Below are 18,678 nucleotides of genomic sequence, written 5' to 3' on the forward strand. Positions count from 1 at the left end.
ATGTTTCCGTTGCTGCGCCTGTTCCGCATCATTCTGGTTTCGCTGCGCTATGGCCTGGACGAGCTGGTGCTGTCCAGCCTGAACCATCCGTTGGCCACCTGCCTGCTGCGCGTCATCCGCCTGGGCACCCGGCCGCGCAAGCCGCGCGGCCTGCGGCTGCGCCTGGCGCTGGAATCGCTGGGCCCGATCTTCGTGAAGTTCGGCCAGGTGCTGTCCACCCGCCGCGACCTGATTCCGGCCGACATCGCCAACGAGCTGGCGCTGCTGCAGGATCGCGTGCCGCCGTTCCCGTCGGCCCAGGCCGCTGCCTGCATCGAGGCCGCGCTGGGCGCGCCGCCCGAAAAGCTGTTCGCGCAGTTCCAGGTGGACCCGGTGGCGTCGGCCTCCATCGCCCAGGTGCACTTCGCGGTGCTGCACGACGGCCGCGAGGTGGCGGTCAAGGTGCTGCGCCCGGGCATGCTCAGCATCATCGAGAAGGACCTGTCGCTGCTCAAGATCGTGGCCCGCATCATCGAGCGCCTGGGCGCCGACGGCCGCCGGCTCAAGCCGCGCGAGGTGGTGGCCGAGTTCGACAAATACCTGCACGATGAACTCGACCTGGTGCGCGAGGCTTCCAACTGCAGCCAGCTGCGCCGCAACTTCGGTCCGGAATCGGGCCGCGGCGACATGCTGATGGTGCCCGAGGTGATCTGGGAATACACCGCGTCCACCGTGTTCACCATGCAGCGCATGTATGGCGTGCCGGTGGGCCAGGTCGAGCGCATGCGCGCCGCCGGCATCGACATCCCGACCCTGGCGCGCACCGGCGTCGAGATCTTCTTCACCCAGGTGTTCACCGACGGCTTCTTCCACGCCGACATGCACCCGGGCAACATCTACGTGTCCGACCGGCCCGAGACGCTGGGCAGCTACATCGCCCTGGACTTCGGCATCGTCGGCTCGCTGTCGGAATTCGACAAGAACTACCTGGCGCAGAACTTCCTGGCCTTCTTCCACCGCGACTACCGCCGCGTGGCGCAATTGCATATCGAGTCCGGCTGGGTGCCGCCCGACACGCGGGAGGAAGAACTGGAGGGCGCGGTGCGCGCCGTCTGCGAACCCTATTTTGACCGGCCGTTGTCCGAGATTTCCCTGGGCCAGGTGCTGTTGCGCCTGTTCCAGACCTCGCGCCGGTTCAATGTGGAGATCCAGCCGCAGCTGGTGCTGCTGCAGAAGACGTTGCTGAACGTCGAAGGCCTGGGGCGGCAGCTCGACCCCAACCTGGATCTCTGGAAGACCGCCAAGCCCTATCTGGAACGCTGGATGCGCCAGCGTGTCGGAATCAAGGGCCTGCGGCAGAGCCTGGAAAAAGAAGCCGCGCAGTGGTCGCAGATGCTGCCGGCGCTTCCCAGGCTGGTCCACGACCACCTGAACCGCCCGAACCTCTCGCCGGCGCTGCTGGCCGAGATGGCGCAGCTGCGGCGGGCCCAGGAACAGAACAACCGGCTCGTCGCGGCGCTGGTTGGCGTGCTGGCCCTGGCCATCGGGGTGGCGTTGTGGGCATTGACCCGATAGGCGGCGCGATGGTGTAAGTGCGATCCCCTGTCATGTTTCATTCATGAAACGGTCATCATAGCTTCGCGGGAGACGGCGAAAAATAGCGCTGGGCAGACCTCTGTGCAGCGTCGCGCCGGCAAGCGCGTGCGCCATTCATCAATTTCTATAGCCCCACTAGCGGGACGAAAACAAGGGCAGAACATGCTTTATCCTGAACTCTTCAAGACCATGGAAGCGGTGCGCTGGAACATGGCGCACGATATTCCCTGGGGCGACTTCGATCGCAGCAAGCTCTCGGACGAGCAGGCGCATACGATCAAGATGAACGCCATCACCGAATGGGCCGCGCTGCCGGCCACCGAGATGTTCCTGCGCGACAATCGCGGCGACAGCGATTTCTGCGCGTTCATGTCGGTGTGGTTCTTCGAAGAACAGAAGCATTCCCTGGTGCTGATCGAATACCTGCGCCGCTTCCGTCCCGACCTGGTGCCCACTGAGGAAGAGCTGCACAACGTGCGCTTCGAATTCGACGTCGCGCCCGAGCTGGAAACGCTGATGCTGCATTTCTGCGGCGAAGTGCGCCTGAACCACTGGTATCGCCGCGCCGCCGAATGGCATACCGAGCCGGTCATCAAGGCCATCTACAAGACCGTGGCGCAGGACGAGGCCCGCCATGCCGGCGCCTACCTGCAGTACATGCGCCGCGCCCTGCACAACCGTGGCGAGGACACCAGCGTGCAGGCGCGCCTGGCGTTCTCCAAGATCGGCGTGCTGATGGCCTCGGCTGGCCGCACCCAGCAGGCGCTGCACCCGACCAACCTGCACGTCAACAAGGACCTGTTCCCCAACGACACGGTGCAGTCGCGCCTGCCCGAGCCGGGCTGGCTGGAGCATTGGCTGGACACCCAGATCCGCTTTGACGGCGTGTGGGAACAGAAGGTCGCCACCCGCATCCTGCACATCCTGTCCAAGCTGATGGACCGCAGCTTCGAGACGGTCAAGGACCTGAACCGCTACCGCAAGGAAATGACGGCGCTGATCGTGCCCAAGGAAAAGGAAATCGTGCTGGCCGGCGCCTGACCGGGCGCCACGGCGGCGGGCGCCGGCCCTGTCCGGGGGCGTCAGATGACCGATGACGGCGGCCACGGCCGCCGTCGTACAATCGCGGCATGCCAGCCGCCCGTTTCGAATCCAAAGTCCTGTCCCGCGACGACTGCGTCGCCGCCGTTGCCGCCGGCCGCCTGCCGCGGCCGCTGGTGTTCACCAATGGCGTCTTCGACATCCTGCATCGGGGCCACGCCACCTACCTGGACCAGGCCGCCCAACTGGGCGCCACGCTGGTCGTGGCGGTCAACACCGATGAATCGGTGCGCCGCCTGGGCAAGGGCGCCGAGCGCCCGCTGAACCGCATGGAAGACCGCGCCGCGCTGCTGGCGGCGCTGGGTTTTGTCACCGTGGTCACCTCGTTCCACGAGGACACGCCCGAGGCGCTGATCGGCCAGCTCAAGCCGGACCTGATCGTCAAGGGCGGCGACTACGACATGGAAAAGCTGCCCGAGACCGCCCTGGTCAAGACCTGGGGCGGCCGCGCGGTGGCCATTCCGTTCGAGTTCGAGCGTTCCACCACGGCGCTGGTCAAGAAGATCCAGGGCGCCTGAGACGCTGCCGCGCGCTTAGCGCGGTTCGCGCAGCAAGCGGTTGATGGCTTCCAGGTCGGACTCGGCCAGGATGCCGCTGGTGGCCTTCAGGCGCAGCCCCGACAGCACCGTGCTGTAGCGCGCCAGCGCCAGGTCGCGCTGGGTGGCGTAGAGCTGCTGCTGGGCGTTGAGCACGTCCAGGTTGATGCGCACGCCCACTTCATAGCCGGTGCGGTTGGCCTCGACCGCGGCGCGGCTGGACTTCTCGCCGGCTTCCAGCGCCTGGATGCGCGCCAGGCCGCTGGTGACGCCGGTGTAGTACTGGCGCGCGGCCTGCACCGCCTGGCGCCGCGCGGCCTCGAAATCGTGGCGGGCCTTTTGCTCCAGCTGCACCTTTTCCGTGACCTGCGAGGACACCCCGCCGCCCGAATACAAGGGAATCGACAGCACCACGCCGATGGTGCTGTCGATCGGCTTGCCGGGGGTGGCATTGCGCATCACCGCGTCGCTGGCGCTGCCGCTGGTGGCGCGCAGGTTCAGGGTGGGGTAGTGGCCGCTCTTGGCGATCTGGATCTCGCGGCCGGCGATGCGCGTCAGCAGCTGGGCGCGCAGCACCTCCAGACTGGAGGATTCGGCCTGGTTGCTCCAGTCGGCCACGCGGGCCGGCTGCGGCGCGGGCAACTGCACACCCGGCGGCAGTTCGGCCAGCGCGCCGGGGGCGGTGCCGATGATCCTGGCCAGTTCATCGCGGCGCACGTCCAGGTCGTTCTGCAGGCGCAGTTCCTGCGCCACCACCAGGTCGTAGCGCGCCTGCGCCTCGTAGGTGTCGGTGATGGTGGCGTTGCCCAGCTCGAAGTTGCGCTTGGCCGACTCCAGCTGGCCGGCCACGGCGGCCTTTTCGGCCTCGGTGGCGGTCAGGGCGTCCTGGGCATACAGCACGTTGAAATAGGCGTCGGCCACGCGCAGCAGCAGGTCCTGGTAGGCCTGCTGCAATTGCACCTCGACATCGGCGACGATGAGCTTGGACTGTTCGTGGTTCTGCCAGCGGCCCCAGTCGAACAGCGGCTGCGTCAGCGCCAGGTCCCAGACGCCCCGGCCGCCGCTGTAGGCCATGCTCAGGCCGCGGGTGCTGCGGGTTTCCTGGTAGGCGCCGCCGACCCCGGCCGAGACCTCGGGCAGCAGCAGGGCGCGCGCCTGCGGTTCCTTTTCCAGCCCGGCGCGGTAATTGGCGCGGGCCGCCGCATAGATGGGGTCATTGCCCAGGGCGGATTGCCACACCTGCAGCAGATTCTGCGCGCACGCGACAGACGGGCCGACACTTGCGGCGGAGGTAAAAACCAGTAAAGCCGTAAGCAGTCGGACGCGCATGATCTGTCAGGGGGAGGGGTGCTGCTCCAGGGGATCCAGGGCGTGGGCCCGTGTGGCCGGGCGGGCCGGCGTGGCGGGGCCGCACGGCCCCGCCTGGGAACTCAGAACTTGAACTGCGACACCGTGGCGCCGCGCAGGGGCTTGATGACCGTTTCGAACAGATTGACGGTCTCGAAGCTGGCGGCGGTGGTGCGGGTGATGCGACAGGCCGTCATGACGGGGGCCTGGCCGACGACGACGACCAGGCGGCCGCCCACGCGCAGCTGGTACTTGAGCGCGTCGGGCACGACCGGCACCGAACCCGTCACCAGGATCGCGTCGTATTCGGTGGAACCCCAGCCGTTGCGGCCGTCGCCGGTTTCGACCTTGACGTTGGTGACGTTGTTCATCTGCAGGTTCTGCTGCGCGAACGTGACCAGGCGGCTGTCGATCTCGACCGAGGTGACCTGCTGCGCCAGGTAGCCCAGCAGCGCGGCCTGATAGCCGGAGCCGGTGCCGATTTCCAGCACGCAGTCGGATTTGCTCAGTTGCAGTTCCTGGGCGAGGCGGGCTTCGACCTTGGGGGCGAGCATGGTCTGGCGGGTATTGACCGCGTTGATTTCCAGCGGCAGTTCCAGGTCGGAAAACGCCAGGGCGCGCAGGGCCGGCGGAACGAACTGTTCGCGGCGCACATCGAACAGTGCTTGCAGCACGTTGGCGTCCAGGACGTCCCACGGGCGGATCTGCTGTTCCACCATGTTGAAGCGGGCTTGTTCTACGTCGGGCAGGGTCGAAGCGTTCATGACGGTCAGGAAAAAAGCGGAGGAATCAGCCGACCATTGTACCGATTCGTAGCGTCCTGTGACGCCGGGGAGCGGGCCGCCTGGTTACACGCCCGGAAACGGGCCGGCGGTCGCGGCGCTTTCGGACGCAATCACGGCCAGCCGGGCGGACGGGAGGAGAGCGCGGGGAGCCGGGTTACATCGGCCCTGGCGGCCGGCCGGGGCGGGTGACCGGATGCGAAGTCCGATACCGCCCCGCCGGTCTCACCACCAGGCGTGGAAGTGGTGCACCGGGCCGTGGCCGGAGCCGACCGACAGGCGCTCGGCGTGGCGGATGGCTTCGGTCAGGTAGGCCTTGGCGCGGCGCGCCGCCTCGGGCACGTCCTCGACCTGGGGCAGCAGGGCGGCCAGGGCGGCCGACAGGGTGCAGCCGGTGCCGTGGGTGTTGGCGGTCTCGATGCGGTGACCCGGCAGCTCGATCATGCGGTCGCCGTCGTGCAGCAGGTCGATGGTGTCGTTGCCGGGCAGGTGGCCGCCCTTGACCATGACCCAGCGCTGGCCGGAATGCGCCAGCTTGTTGCGCAGGCGTTCGGCCACGCGCCGCATTTCCTTGACCGTCTCCACCGGGCGCTCTTCCAGCAGCACGCCGGCCTCGGGCAGGTTCGGGGTCAGCAGCGTGGCCTGCGGCAGCAGCGCTTCGCGCATGGCGCCGACGGCATCGCGTTCCAGCAGCAGGTCGCCGCTCTTGGCAACCATGACCGGGTCCAGCACCACGTGCGCCGGGGTCCACTTGGCCAGCTTTTCGGCCACCACCTGGATCACCGGCTGCTGGCCCAGCATGCCGATCTTGACCGCGTCGATGCGCACGTCGGCGAACAGGGTGTCGATCTGCTGGCCGACGAAGGCCGGCGGCACCGGCGAGATGCCGCTGACGCCCTGGGTGTTCTGCGCGGTGAGCGCGGCGATGACGGCGCAGCCATAGGCGCCCAGGGCGCTCATGGCCTTGACGTCGGCCAGGATGCCGGCGCCGCCGGACGGGTCGACGCCGGCGATGGTCAGCGCGTTGGGGATCGGGCGGCCAGTGGCGGCCGGCTGGCGGCTGCTCATTTGGCGGCGCCGGGGGCGGCGGTGATCAGGCCTTCGGTCGGCGAGCTGGGCGCGCCGCTGTAGAGCTTTTTCGGCATGCGGCCGGCCAGGAAGGCCTCGCGGCCGGACTCGACGCCCTTTTTCATGGCGCTGGCCATCAGCACCGGGTCGCGCGCGGCGGCGATGGCGGTGTTCATCAGCACGGCGTCGCAGCCCAGTTCCATGGCGATGGCGGCGTCCGAGGCGGTGCCCACGCCGGCGTCCACCACCACCGGCACGCGCGCCTGGTCGATGATCAGGCGCAGGTTCCAGGGGTTCAGGATGCCCATGCCGGAGCCGATCAGCGAGGCCAGCGGCATCACGGCCACGGCGCCCATGTCTTCGAGCATGCGGCACTGGATGGGATCGTCGGTGCAATAGACCATGACCTGGAAGCCCTCATCCACCAGCGTCTTGGTGGCCTTGAGCGTTTCCGGCATGTTGGGGAACAGCGTGTGCGGATCGCCCAGCACTTCCAGCTTGACCAGGGCGTGGCCGTCCAGCAGCTCGCGCGCCAGGCGCAGCGTGCGCACGGCGTCGTCGGCCGAATAGCAGCCGGCGGTGTTGGGCAGCAGCGTGAACTTGGACATCGGCACGTAGTCGAGCAGGTTGGGCTCGCCCGGGTTCTGGCCGATGTTGGTGCGGCGGATGGCGACCGTGACGATCTCGGTGCCGCTGGCATCCAGCGCCGCGCGGGTCTGTTCGAAATCCTTGTACTTGCCGGTGCCGACGAGCAGGCGCGACGAGTAGGCGCGGCCGGCGATGGTGAGAGTGTCTTGAGTGGTCATGGCGATGCTTCAAAGGGCGGGCGCGCGCAGCGGGACCCGCGGGGGCTGGCTGATCATCGGGCGGATCAATGGGTTGATCCCGGTTAGGCGAATCATAAAGCACGGCGCGGCGCGCCTGCGCGAAAGGCCACGTTGGCGCGTTCCAGAAATCGCGCTTGCCGCGCAGCGGTGGCCGGTGCGAATGACCGGGACGCGGGCAGGGGTATCCGGGGAGCGCGCCGCGCTGCATGGGGATGGCGATAGCGCGGCCGCGCGCGGCGGCCCGCGGGTGCCGCGATGCCCAGGGCCTGCGCGAGACGCTCCTGGATGCCGCTACGCCTCAGGGCTGGCGCAACCGGTCCAGGTCGGCGCACAACTGTTCGGCCGCATCGATCAGGCGCGGACCGGGACGGTACAGCGCGTCGGCGTCAATGCCGTAGACGTGGCCCGCCAACGCCGCCGGCAGGCCCATGGCGCGCCAGGCGGCCAGGTTGCGGGTGGTGTCGGCGGGCGCGGAGACGCCGGCCAGCACCGCATCGGGCCGCGCCGCCAGCACGCTTTCCAGGCCGACCTGCGGCGCCACCACCGGCGCCTGGGCGAAGACGTTGACGCCGCCACACAGGCGCAGCGCGTCGCTGACGATGCTGGCGTGGTTCAGCGTGTAGATGGGGTCCAGGCCCGCCTGCACGAAGACCCGCACCGGCGCGCGGCCGGCGTAGCGCGCGGCCAGCGCGTCCAGGCGCGCGCGCAGGGCCTGGGCGGCGGGGCCGGCCTGCGCCTCGGTGCCGAACAGCACGCCCAGGCGTTCGACCGCGTCGGGAATGGCCGCGAGCGTCTGCGGGTCGCTGTAGTAGACCGCCACGCCCAGCTTGTCCATCACGCGCGCCAGCGGCGCGGCGGCGGAAGGCTGCCAGGCGATCACCAGGTCCGGACGGGTGGCGGCCACGCGCTCGGGATCGGGCTGGGTGCCGTCGCCGATGACCGGCAGGGCGCGTGCCGCGGGCGGATAGTCGCTGCCGCGGATCGTGGCGACCAAGTAGGCGCCGGCGCCGGCCGCGTAGACCAGCTCGGTGGCGTGCGGCGCCAGGGTCACCGCGCGCCGCGCCGGGGCGGCCAGGGTGACGTCGCGGCCGCGGTCGTCGCGCGCGTGGACCGCCGCCGGGGCTTCGACCGAGGTCGCGGCTGCAGTCTTGGGCGAGGGGGCGGCCGCCGCCGGCCCCGGGGCGCACAGCAGCCCCAGGACGGCGAACGGAAGGGCGCGGACGAACGTCATGCGAGGGATCGATACGGTCGGCGTGGAGGAACGCCGACTATATCGGATCGCCGCTTAGTAGCGCACCGTGAGGGAGGCGTAGAAGTTGCGGCCGGGCGCGGGGTACAGGTTGTAGTTGGCAACCGGGCCCAGCATCTGGAACGAGGCATCGCCGCCACGGATGCCGTAGGTGGCGTACTTGCGGTCCAGCAGGTTGTTGATGCCGAACGCGCCTTCGATGTTGCGGGTGAACTTGTAGGCCACCTTGGTATTGAAGAGCACGTAGGCGTCCAGCTGCGTGTCGAACTGGTTGGCCTGGTCGTTGTCCATGCGCGACTTGCCCACGTACTGCGCCGTCACGTTCCACAGGAACGCGTCGGTGGGGCGCCAGGTCACGCCGGCGTTGGCCAGCCACTTGGGCGCCAGCGGCACGGTCTTGCCCGCCAGGTCGACGCCGCCATAGGTGCCCGAGCGGAATTGCGCTTCCATCCAGGTCAGGTTGGCGTCCAGCGTCAGGCTGCTGGTCAGCTTGTGGTGGCCTTCCAGTTCGATGCCCTGGCGACGGGTCGGATCCAGGTTGGTGTTGGCGCCGGTGCCCGGGCCCCACATGCCGTCGGCCAGCGGGTTGTACTGGATCTCGTTGGTCAGGTCATAGCGGAACCACGACAGGCGCGCGCTGGTGCTGTCCGAGGCCCAGGTCACGCCCAGTTCCTTGTCGGTGGACGTCTGCGGCGCCAGCGGCGATTGCACCGACAGGGCTTCGTCGGCATTGGGCAGGCGGAAGCTGCGGCCGACCTTGCCGTACAGGCCGAAGCCGGCGGGCAGGTCCTGGCGCACGCCGAGCTGCCAGGCGGTCAGGTGGTGGCCCTTGTCGGATTCCTCGCCCGAGCCGGAAATCACTTCCAGCTTGTCGGAGGCGTACTGGCGGCGCGCGCCCAGGGTGACGTAGGTGCTGTCGGTGGCGCGGATCTGGCCTTCGGCGAACAGGCCGTACTGATGCTGGCGCGACTGCCACTTGGAGGGGGCGAAGTCGTAGTAGGCGTTCTGGTCGGCGGAGGTCTTTGCTTCCTGCGCGTCGGCGCCGAACACCACGCTGTGGCCGCCGTTGATCGGCAGGCGGTAGCGCAGGCTGGCCAGGTTCTCTTCCAGCTTCTGCTGGCGCAGCGTGTCGCCGAAACCGTCGTACGACAGGCCGTTGAGCTTCTTCTCGCGGGTCGAGGCGTCGGCGTACAGCGTGCCCACGCCGAGCTGCTGCTCGACCTGCAGGCCGAAGGTGGTGGTGGTGGTCTTGACGAAGTCGACCTTGTTCTTGGCGCCGCGCGGGTCGCTTTCGAACTGGTTCTCGCCCGTGGTCGGGTTGATCAGGCGCGGGCCCGGCAGGTCCAGCTTCTGCGTGGTGGTGTTGCCATACAGGCGGATCGAGCCGTTGTCGTGGCGGAAAGTGATGCCGCCGCCGCCGCCCTCGCGGCTCTCGCCGCTGTGCTCGCGGTAGCCGTCGCTGTGCAGCGACTGCATGTAGGCGTCCACGCCCACCTTCTGGTTGTTCAGCGCCACGGCGGCGTCGTACTGGCGCAGGCCGTAGCTGCCGAAAGTGGCGGTGGCGCGGGCCGTGACCGGCTCCTTGGCGAAGTCCTTGCGGGTGATGATGTTGATCACGCCGCCGGTGGTGCCGCCGCCGTATTGCACCGAACCGCTGCCGCGCACGATTTCGACGCGTTCGACCTGGTCCAGCGGCACCACGCCCAGGCTGGGGGCGGACAGATCGTTGGTGTTCTGCTTGACGCCGTCGATCATGATCAGCGTGTTGCTGGCGCCGGTGATGCCGAAGCCGCGCAGGTCGACGATGGCGTTGTCGCTGGCGCTGGTGGTGTTGACCAGGTGGATGCCGGCCTGCGTCGACAGCAGGTCCTGCATGGTGCGGGCGCTGCTGGCGGCGATGTCTTCGGCGGTGATGACGGAGATCGATACCGGCAGGGTGCGGCCATCGCTGGGCACGCGCTGGGCGGTGACGGTGACGGTGTCGAGTTCGGGGGTGGCGGCTTGCTGGGCGGCCGAGAGGGCCGGGGCGGAACAGAGCAGGGCGCCAGCGTAGCGCCGGATGGAGCGGGATTTCATCTACAAGACCTCGATGCGACCCGCGACCCCGCAGGTCAATCACGATGGGGAGGAAACCCGGGCCACGCCGCGATCCCTGGGGAGCGGGCGCCGGACGGGCGTCCTGGCGATCGAACAGGCCGGTATCGGGCTGCCATGGGCGCATCGCGCGCATGGGGACCGTTGCGGGGGCAGCACAGGCTGGATGTCCGGGCCGGCCGGCCTTGTGGGCGGCGGGGCGGATGTCTTCCTGTTTCCCGTTTACCTTTCGCGCGCGGACCGGCAAGTGTTGCGTTCTTGCCTGTCCCTGTGCGCCGAAAGCACCGGTTCGGGGCCGAAACTGTATCACCGGAGGGCGAAACAGGGCCTGTTTTGTTACGATCAGGGGTTGATTTTTCGGCCTTTATCGTTTTTTAGCGACATTTGCGCGGCCGCTTTCGTTGCCCAACCCTCCTTTCGGACCTGAACGTGTCGTATCCCCGCCTGCCTTACCCGCCCGAGAGTTTCACCCGCGGCGGCGATTTCGCCCGCCTGCTGGGCCAGCGCATCCTGATCCTGGACGGCGCCATGGGCACGATGATCCAGCGCTACAAGCTGGGCGAGGCCGATTTCCGCGGCGAGCGCTTCGCCGGCCATGGCAAGGACCTGAAGGGCGACAACGAACTGCTGTCGCTGGTGCGGCCGGACGTGATCTCGGAGATCCACCGCCAGTACCTGGAAGCCGGCGCCGACGTCATCGAGACCAACACCTTCGGCGCCACCTCGATCGCGCAGGGCGACTACGACCTGCCGGAACTGGCCTACGAGCTGAACCTGGTGTCCGCGCAACTGGCGCGCCAGGCCTGTGACCAGTACAGCACGCCGGACAAGCCGCGCTTCGTGGCCGGCGCGCTCGGCCCGCAGCCCAAGACGGCGTCGATCTCGCCCGACGTGAACGACCCGGGCGCGCGCAACGTCACCTTCGACGAGTTGCGCGTGGCCTACGTTGAACAGCTCAACGGCCTGCTCGATGGCGGCATCGACATCGTCCTGATCGAAACCATCTTCGACACGCTCAACGCCAAGGCCGCGATCTTCGCCACCGAGGAAGTGTTCGAGCAGCGCGGCATCCGCCTGCCGGTGATGATCTCGGGCACCGTCACCGACGCCTCCGGCCGCATCCTGTCGGGCCAGACCGTCGAGGCCTTCTGGAACTCGGTGCGCCATGCGCGGCCGGTCACCATCGGCCTGAACTGCGCGCTGGGCGCGGCGCTGATGCGCCCGTACGTGGCCGAGCTGTCCAAGATCTGCGACACCTACGTCTGTGTCTACCCCAACGCCGGCCTGCCCAACCCGATGGCCGAGACCGGCTTTGACGAGACCCCGGCCGACACTTCCGCGCTGCTGGAGGAATTCGCCCGCGCCGGGCTGGTGAACATGTCCGGCGGCTGCTGCGGCACCACGCCCGACCACATCCGCGCGATTGCCGACAAGGTCGCGGCGCTGACGCCGCGGGTGGTGCCGGAGATCCCGGTCAAGACCCGCCTGTCGGGCCTGGAGCCGCTGAACATCGACGAGGACACGCTGTTCGTGAACGTGGGCGAACGCACCAACGTCACCGGCAGCAAGATGTTCGCGCGCCTGATCCGCGAAGAGAAATACGACGAGGCGCTGGCGGTGGCCCGCCAGCAGGTCGAGAACGGCGCGCAGATCATCGACATCAACATGGACGAGGCCATGCTGGATTCGGTGGCGTGCATGCACCGCTTCCTGAACCTGATTGCCTCCGAGCCCGACATCGCGCGCGTGCCGGTGATGATCGACAGCTCCAAGTGGGACGTGATCGAGACCGGCCTGAAGTGCGTGCAGGGCAAGCCGGTGGTCAACTCGATCTCCATGAAGGAAGGCCTGGAGCCGTTCCGCCACCACGCCCGCCTGTGCCGCCGCTACGGCGCGGCGGTGGTGGTGATGGCGTTCGACGAATTGGGCCAGGCCGACACGCTGGAGCGCCGCAAGGAAATCTGCGGCCGCGCCTACAAGATCCTGGTCGAGGAAGAGGGTTTCCCGCCGGAAGACATCATTTTCGATCCCAACGTGTTCGCGGTCGCCACCGGCATCGACGAGCACAACCATTACGCCGTCGACTTCATCGAGGGCACCCGCTGGATCCGCGAGAACCTGCCCCACGCCCGCATCTCGGGCGGGGTCTCGAACGTGAGCTTCTCGTTCCGCGGCAACGAGCCGATGCGCGAGGCCATCCACACCGTGTTCCTGTATTACGCGGTCAAGGAAGGCATGACGATGGGCATCGTCAACGCCGGCCAGCTGGGCGTCTACGCCGATCTGGATCCCCAGCTGCGCGACCTGGTCGAGGACGTGGTGCTGGACCGCGCCGAGCCGGTCGGCAAGACCGACCCGGCCGACGAACGCACGCCGACCGAGCGCCTGGTGCAGTTCGCCGACACGGTGAAGGGCTCGGGCGCCAAGAAGGAAGAAGACCTGGCCTGGCGCAATGCGCAGGTCGAGGCGCGCCTGTCGCACGCTTTGGTGCACGGCATTACCGCTTTCATCGTCGAGGACACCGAAGAGGTGCGCCAGAAGATCGCCGCGCGCGGCGGCCGTCCGATCGAGGTGATCGAAGGCCCGCTGATGGACGGCATGAACGTGGTGGGCGACCTGTTCGGCGCCGGCAAGATGTTCCTGCCGCAGGTGGTGAAGTCGGCGCGCGTGATGAAGCAGGCCGTGGCCCACCTGATCCCCTTCATCGAAGAGGAAAAGCGCCAGATCGCGGCCGCCGGCGGCGACGTGCGCGCCAAGGGCAAGATCGTCATCGCCACCGTCAAGGGCGACGTGCACGACATCGGCAAGAACATCGTGTCGGTGGTCCTGCAGTGCAACAACTTCGAAGTGGTGAACATGGGCGTGATGGTGCCCTGCGCCCAGATTCTGGAGAAGGCCAAGGAAGAGAATGCCGACATCGTCGGCCTGTCCGGTCTGATCACGCCCAGCCTGGAAGAGATGGCCTACGTCGCCTCGGAAATGCAGCGCGACGAGTATTTCCGCAGCCGCAAGGTGCCGCTGATGATCGGCGGCGCCACCACCAGCCGCGTGCACACGGCCGTGAAGATCGCGCCCAACTACGAAGGCCCGGTGATCTACGTGCCGGACGCCAGCCGTTCGGTGGGCGTGGCCACCAGCCTGATGTCCGACCAGGCGGACGCCTACCTGGCGGAGCTGGCCGAGGAATACGAGGACGTGCGCCGCCGCCACGCCAACCGCAAGGCCACGCCGATCCTGCCGCTGGCCGAGGCGCGCGCCTCGCGCCCGCGGATCGACTGGGACAGCTACACGCCGCCGCGCCCCAAGTTCATCGGCCGCCGCACCTTCAAGAGCTATGACCTGGCCGAGATTGCCAAGTATGTGGACTGGGGCCCGTTCTTCCAGACCTGGAGCCTGTTCGGGCCGTTCCCGGCGATCCTGGACGACAAGGTGGTGGGCGAGCAGGCGCGCAAGGTCTACGCCGACGGCCAGGCCATGATGAAGCGCATCGTCGAGGGCCGCTGGCTGACCGCCAACGGCGTGGTCGGCTTCTATCCGGCCAACAGCGTCAACGACGAGGACATCGAGGTCTACAAGGACGAGAGCCGCAGCGAGGTGCTGTTCACCTATCGCAACCTGCGCCAGCAGGGCGCCAAGCGCGAGGGCGTCAGCAACAAGTCGCTGTCGGACTTCATCGCGCCCAAATCCAGCGGCAAGCTCGACTACATCGGCATGTTCGCGGTGACGGCCGGCATCGGCATCGAGAAGAAGGAAGCCGAGTTCGAGAAGGCGCTGGACGACTATTCCGGCATCATGCTCAAGTCGCTGGCCGACCGCCTGGCCGAAGCCTTCGCCGAATGCCTGCACGCCCGCGTGCGCCAGGACCTGTGGGGCTACGCGCCGGACGAGGCGCTGTCCAACGACGACATGATCGCCGAGAAGTACGTCGGCATCCGCCCGGCGCCGGGCTATCCGGCCTGCCCGGAGCACGTGGTCAAGACCGACATGTTCCGCGTGCTGGACGGCGCCGACATCGGCATGATGCTGACCGACAGCTACGCCATGTTCCCGGCCTCGAGCGTGTCGGGCTTCTACTTCAGCCATCCGCAGTCGCAGTACTTCAACGTCGGCATCATCGGCGAAGACCAGTTGCAGGACTACGCCGCGCGCAGCGGCCGCAGCATCGAGGATCTGAAGCGCACGCTGGCGCCGAACCTGGGCTGACGGCCGGTTCCGCCGCCGCGCCGGGCCCGCCCGGCATCTTAGTGCCACCCCAGCGCCGCCCCGGCTCGTCCGGCGCGGCGCTTTGTTTTATTCGGACGGTTTACCAAATGGATAGTGGTAAACCATGATGTGCCAAATTGGTAAACCACATAATATTTGGTCCAACCACTTTCAACCGACATGACACTACAACTGATCCCCAAGCCCGAGGAACCCGCCAGCAAGCCGGTGGCCGACCGCGCCTACCTGCGGCTGGCCGCGCAGATCCAGGCCCTGGTCGCGCAGGGCGAGTTCGCGGTGGGCAAGCGCCTGCCGGCCGAGCGCGCGCTGGCCGAGCGCTTCGACGTCAGCCGCACCTCGCTGCGCGAGGCCATCATCGCGCTGGAACTGCAGGGCGTGGTGGAAGTGCGCGGCGGCTCGGGCATCTACGTCTGTGAGCCCAAGCCGGGCGTGGCGCGCCTGCCGGCCGCGCAGGAGCCGGGCGCCGGTCCGTTCGAACTGCTGCGCGCGCGCTGCCTGGTGGAATCCGAGATCGCGGCGCTGGCGGCCACGACGCGCAACGACGCCGACCTGGACCGCATCTTCGAAGCGCTGACCACCATGCGCGAACAGATGATGCACAAGGAAGAGAACCAGGAGGCCGACCGCCGTTTCCACCTGTACATCGCGCAGTCCACCGGCAACAGCGTGCTGCTGGGCACGGTGACGGCCATGTGGGACCAGGCGCAAGGCCCCATCTGGGAAAAGATCGAACAGCATTTCCACACGCAGGAATTGCGCCAGGCCTCGCAGGAAGACCATCAGCGCATCTTCAGCGCGCTGGTGGCGCGCGATGCGGATGGCGCGCGGCAGGCAATGCGCAATCACCTCGAACGCGTGATCGGCGAGTTCGCGCAGGGGTGGCGTTGACGTAATACCGGCAGGCGGCCCCCGGCTGAGCGCGGAAGATACCGCGCCCCGGAACCGGGCGACACACATCAGGAGACAACAGGATGCAGCAAAGGAACAAGGGGAGCCGCGCCTGGCACAGGGCGGCGGCGATGTTGTCGGCGTGCGCGCTGACGGCCTATGCGCTGGCGGCGCCGGCGATGGCGCAGGAAGCGCCCGCGGCGGGCCAGAGCGCGCGCATCGATGCGATCCGCAAGGCGGGCGAGCTGCGCGTCGGCGTGCTGCAGAATGCGCCCTGGCTGCTGCAGGACGTGTCCGGCAAGGGCGGCGAGGGCTGGAGCGGCCCGGCCTGGCTGCTGGCCAAGGAATACGCCCGCCTGCTGGGCGTGAAGCTGACGCCGGTGCAGGTCTCGCACGAGACCAAGGTGCCGGTGCTGGCGGCCAACCAGGTCGACATGACCATCAGCCCGCTGGCCGAGACGCCGGAGCGCCTGAAAGTGGTGGACTTCGTGCTGTATTCGTCCACCAGCGTCTGCCTGTTCGGCCTGGCGTCCAATCCCAAAATGGCCGCGGCCAAGTCGGTCGATGACCTGAACCGGCCCGGCGTCACCATCGCCTACTTCACCGGCGGCGCCGAGGAAGCCTGGGTCAAGCAGCGCTTTCCCAACGCCACGCTGCGCGCCGTGGCCAACTCGGGCGCCACCGCGCCGATCGAGGAAATCATGGCCAAGCGCGCCGACGCGGCGCCGATCAACCGCGTGCCCTGGGTCGGCCTGAGCCGCAAGGTGCGCGGCCTGACCGCGCTGCCCGCCGAGGCCAACTGCCAGCAGAGCACCGAAAAGGCCTCGCCGGTGGGCCTGGCGATCGACAAGAACCAACCCGAATACCTGGCCTGGCTGCGGCAGGTGGCCGCCGGCATGAAGACGCGCCTGGACGCCGACGAAATGCGCATCATCGAACAGACCCCGTAGGCCGCTCCGGCCTTTCCCCACCCCACTGGATTCACCGACCCCGCGCAAGGCGCGCGGCCCGGGCGACTGCCCGCGGCCTCGCGCGCCCGCATCCGGCGTCCGCCGCCGGGCTTGCCTCCAAGGAGACCGCAATGCAACCGTCCTTCCTCACCCGTTTCGCCGCCACCGCCCTGCTGCTGGCCGGCGCCGCCACCGCCCAGGCGCAAACGCCGCCCGCGCCCGGCGAGAGCCCGCGCATCGACGCCATCCGCAAGGCCGGCGTGCTGCGCGTGGGCGTGGTCAACAACCCGCCGTGGCTGGTGCAGAACACCACCGGCTCGGGCGAGCCCTGGATGGGCTCGTCGTGGCTGCTGGGCAAGGAATTCGCGCGCCTGCTGGACGTGAAGATCGTGCCGGTGCAGGTCAGCCACGAAACCAAGGTGCCGGCGCTGATCGCCAACCAGATGGACATCATGATCGGGCCGCTGAACCAGAACGCCGAGCGCGCCAAGATCATCGACTTCGTCACCTTCTCGAACACCAGCGTCTGCATGTTCGGCCTGGCGTCCAACCCCAAGTTCACCAGCGCCACCAAGGTCGAGGACTTCAACCAGCCCGGCATCACCATGGCGTACTTCTCGGGCGCGGGCGAAGAGCCGCTGGTGCTGGAGAACTTCCCCAAGGCCAAGCTGCGCGGCGTCACCAACTCGGGTTCGGTGGCGCCGATCGAGGAAGTGCTGGCGGGCCGCTCCGACGTGGCGCCGCTGAACCGCATGCTGTGGCCTAACATCAGCAGGAAGGTCAAGGGCCTGGCCGTGTTCCCCAAGGAAAACGACTGCCAGGACAGCAAGATCTTCGCGATCGACGCGGGCATGGGCGTGGCCAAGAACCAGCCGGTGTACCTGGAGTGGCTGCGCAAGGTGGAAGCGCGCATGCATCCCGAACTGGTGGCCGAAGAGCGCCGCATGACGCAGAACCTGAAGTAAGGCGGACACACCATGCTCAATTGCGCGATTCATGGGGCCGAGGACTTGCGGCTGGTGGAACAGGCGCCCGAGCCGCTGGGCCCGACGCAGGTGCGCGTCGGCGTCAAGGCGGTCGGCATCTGCGGTTCGGACCTGCATTACTACCGCCACGGCCGGGTCGGCGACTTCATCATCCGCGAACCGCTGACGCCGGGCCACGAGGCCTCGGGCCAGGTGCTGGAGGTCGGTTCGGCGGTCACCGCCGTCAAACCCGGCGACCGCGTGGCGCTGGATCCGGCCCGCACCTGCGGCGTGTGCCGCTACTGCCGCCAGGGCGATTCCAACCACTGCGAGGCGGTGTTCTTCTTCGGCAGCGCCAGCCGTTATCCGCACATGCAGGGCGCGATGCGCGAGCAGGTGGTGGTGCAGGAAAAGCAGTGCGTGCCGGTCCCGGACAGCCTGTCGTTCGAGCTGGCCGCCTTCGGCGAGCCGCTGGCGGTGGCGCTGCACGCGGTGCGCAGCGCCGGCACGCTGCTGGGCAAGACGGTGATGGTGGTGGGCGCCGGGCCGATCGGCGCGCTGGTGCTGATGGCGGCGCGCCTGGCCGGCGCCAGCCAGGTCATCGTGGTCGACATCGTCGACCAGACCCTGGCGACCTGCGCCAAGGTCGGCGCCACGCGCACCATCAACGCCGCCACCGAGCCGGCCGCGCTGGACGAGCTGGCGGCGGGCAAGGGCACGGTCGATGTGTGCTTCGAGGCTTCCGGCAACTACGCCGGGCTGGCCAACTGCATCCGCGCCACGCGGCCGCGCGGCACCATCGTCACGGTGGGCACGCTCAATGGCAGCAGCGAGCAGTGCCCGTTCAACCAGATCATGGTCAAGAGCCTGAACGTCATCGGCAGCTTCCGCTTCGTCGATGAATACGCCTGGGCGATCGACTACCTGGGCCGCGGCCTGGTGGACGTGGCGCCGCTGCTGACGGCGGCGGTGCCGGCGCGCCAGGCGCACGAGGCCTTCGCGCTGGCGGCGGACCGGCGCCAGGCCATGAAAGTGATGGTGACGTTCTGAGCCCGGCCGCGCTCGCGACCGC

Annotated in this window: 14 protein-coding genes; 8 read left to right on the top strand and 6 right to left on the bottom strand. The window is 68.3% G+C overall.

The window, feature by feature from the left end; all coding sequences use genetic code 11:
- From ubiB to ABFG95_RS17270, 3 genes are all read left to right on the top strand, one after another.
- Positions 1 to 1,554, top strand: a complete 1,554-nt coding sequence (gene ubiB / locus ABFG95_RS17260; RefSeq protein ID WP_054418997.1) for a ubiquinone biosynthesis regulatory protein kinase UbiB — start codon at positions 1 to 3, stop codon at positions 1,552 to 1,554.
- Between the two features lie 183 nt (positions 1,555 to 1,737).
- Entirely contained in the window at positions 1,738 to 2,616 is an 879-nt protein-coding gene (locus ABFG95_RS17265) for a ferritin (RefSeq protein ID WP_049070947.1), read from the top strand.
- 89 nt (positions 2,617 to 2,705) lie between these two features.
- Positions 2,706 to 3,194 carry an adenylyltransferase/cytidyltransferase family protein gene (locus tag ABFG95_RS17270; protein ID WP_054503333.1) on the top strand — a complete coding sequence of 163 codons (489 nt, stop codon included), beginning with the start codon at positions 2,706 to 2,708 and terminating at the stop codon, positions 3,192 to 3,194.
- Between the two features lie 15 nt (positions 3,195 to 3,209).
- Here the strand turns inward: ABFG95_RS17270 and ABFG95_RS17275 are convergent, their stop codons facing one another.
- The 6 genes from ABFG95_RS17275 to ABFG95_RS17300 form a co-directional block, all read right to left on the bottom strand.
- Complete coding sequence (locus ABFG95_RS17275; protein ID WP_049070950.1) at positions 3,210 to 4,541, bottom strand: TolC family outer membrane protein; 1,332 nt, start codon at positions 4,539 to 4,541, stop codon at positions 3,210 to 3,212.
- Positions 4,542 to 4,642: 101 nt separating this feature from the next.
- Positions 4,643 to 5,323 (bottom strand): protein-L-isoaspartate O-methyltransferase, encoded by a 681-nt coding sequence (locus ABFG95_RS17280; RefSeq protein WP_006386870.1) that lies wholly within the window; start codon positions 5,321 to 5,323, stop codon positions 4,643 to 4,645.
- Between the two features lie 243 nt (positions 5,324 to 5,566).
- On the bottom strand, positions 5,567 to 6,409 hold the full coding sequence (thiD, locus tag ABFG95_RS17285) for a bifunctional hydroxymethylpyrimidine kinase/phosphomethylpyrimidine kinase (protein ID WP_054419002.1): 843 nt from the start codon (positions 6,407 to 6,409) through the stop codon (positions 5,567 to 5,569).
- A complete protein-coding gene (locus ABFG95_RS17290; RefSeq protein ID WP_006386872.1) occupies positions 6,406 to 7,215 on the bottom strand; it encodes a thiazole synthase in 810 nt (269 codons plus the stop codon). Before ABFG95_RS17290 ends, thiD begins: the two co-directional genes overlap by 4 nt.
- A 319-nt stretch (positions 7,216 to 7,534) precedes the next feature.
- Positions 7,535 to 8,467 carry a cobalamin-binding protein gene (locus ABFG95_RS17295; protein WP_348994806.1) on the bottom strand — a complete coding sequence of 311 codons (933 nt, stop codon included), beginning with the start codon at positions 8,465 to 8,467 and terminating at the stop codon, positions 7,535 to 7,537.
- A 54-nt stretch (positions 8,468 to 8,521) separates the two neighbouring features.
- A complete protein-coding gene (locus tag ABFG95_RS17300) occupies positions 8,522 to 10,561 on the bottom strand; it encodes a TonB-dependent receptor (protein ID WP_063580547.1) in 2,040 nt (679 codons plus the stop codon).
- Positions 10,562 to 11,008: 447 nt separating this feature from the next.
- On the opposite strand from ABFG95_RS17300, the gene metH reads away from it, so the two are divergent.
- The 5 genes from metH to ABFG95_RS17325 all read left to right on the top strand — a co-directional run bounded on the left by metH (position 11,009) and on the right by ABFG95_RS17325 (position 18,656).
- Complete coding sequence (gene metH, locus ABFG95_RS17305) at positions 11,009 to 14,782, top strand: methionine synthase (RefSeq protein WP_068980454.1); 3,774 nt, start codon at positions 11,009 to 11,011, stop codon at positions 14,780 to 14,782.
- Between the two features lie 180 nt (positions 14,783 to 14,962).
- Complete coding sequence (locus tag ABFG95_RS17310) at positions 14,963 to 15,691, top strand: FadR/GntR family transcriptional regulator (protein ID WP_006386875.1); 729 nt, start codon at positions 14,963 to 14,965, stop codon at positions 15,689 to 15,691.
- Positions 15,692 to 15,774: 83 nt separating this feature from the next.
- Positions 15,775 to 16,641: a transporter substrate-binding domain-containing protein gene (locus ABFG95_RS17315; RefSeq protein ID WP_054503339.1), complete on the top strand. Its 867-nt coding sequence runs from the start codon at positions 15,775 to 15,777 to the stop codon at positions 16,639 to 16,641.
- A 131-nt stretch (positions 16,642 to 16,772) separates the two neighbouring features.
- Positions 16,773 to 17,606 (top strand): transporter substrate-binding domain-containing protein, encoded by an 834-nt coding sequence (locus tag ABFG95_RS17320; protein WP_024067608.1) that lies wholly within the window; start codon positions 16,773 to 16,775, stop codon positions 17,604 to 17,606.
- A 12-nt stretch (positions 17,607 to 17,618) separates the two neighbouring features.
- Positions 17,619 to 18,656, top strand: a complete 1,038-nt coding sequence (locus ABFG95_RS17325) for an L-idonate 5-dehydrogenase (RefSeq protein ID WP_348994807.1) — start codon at positions 17,619 to 17,621, stop codon at positions 18,654 to 18,656.
- Positions 18,657 to 18,678: the final 22 nt, after the last annotated feature.

This window comes from Achromobacter sp. HNDS-1, from assembly GCF_040084795.1.
In the GTDB taxonomy this organism is placed as follows: domain Bacteria; phylum Pseudomonadota; class Gammaproteobacteria; order Burkholderiales; family Burkholderiaceae_B; genus Achromobacter; species Achromobacter ruhlandii.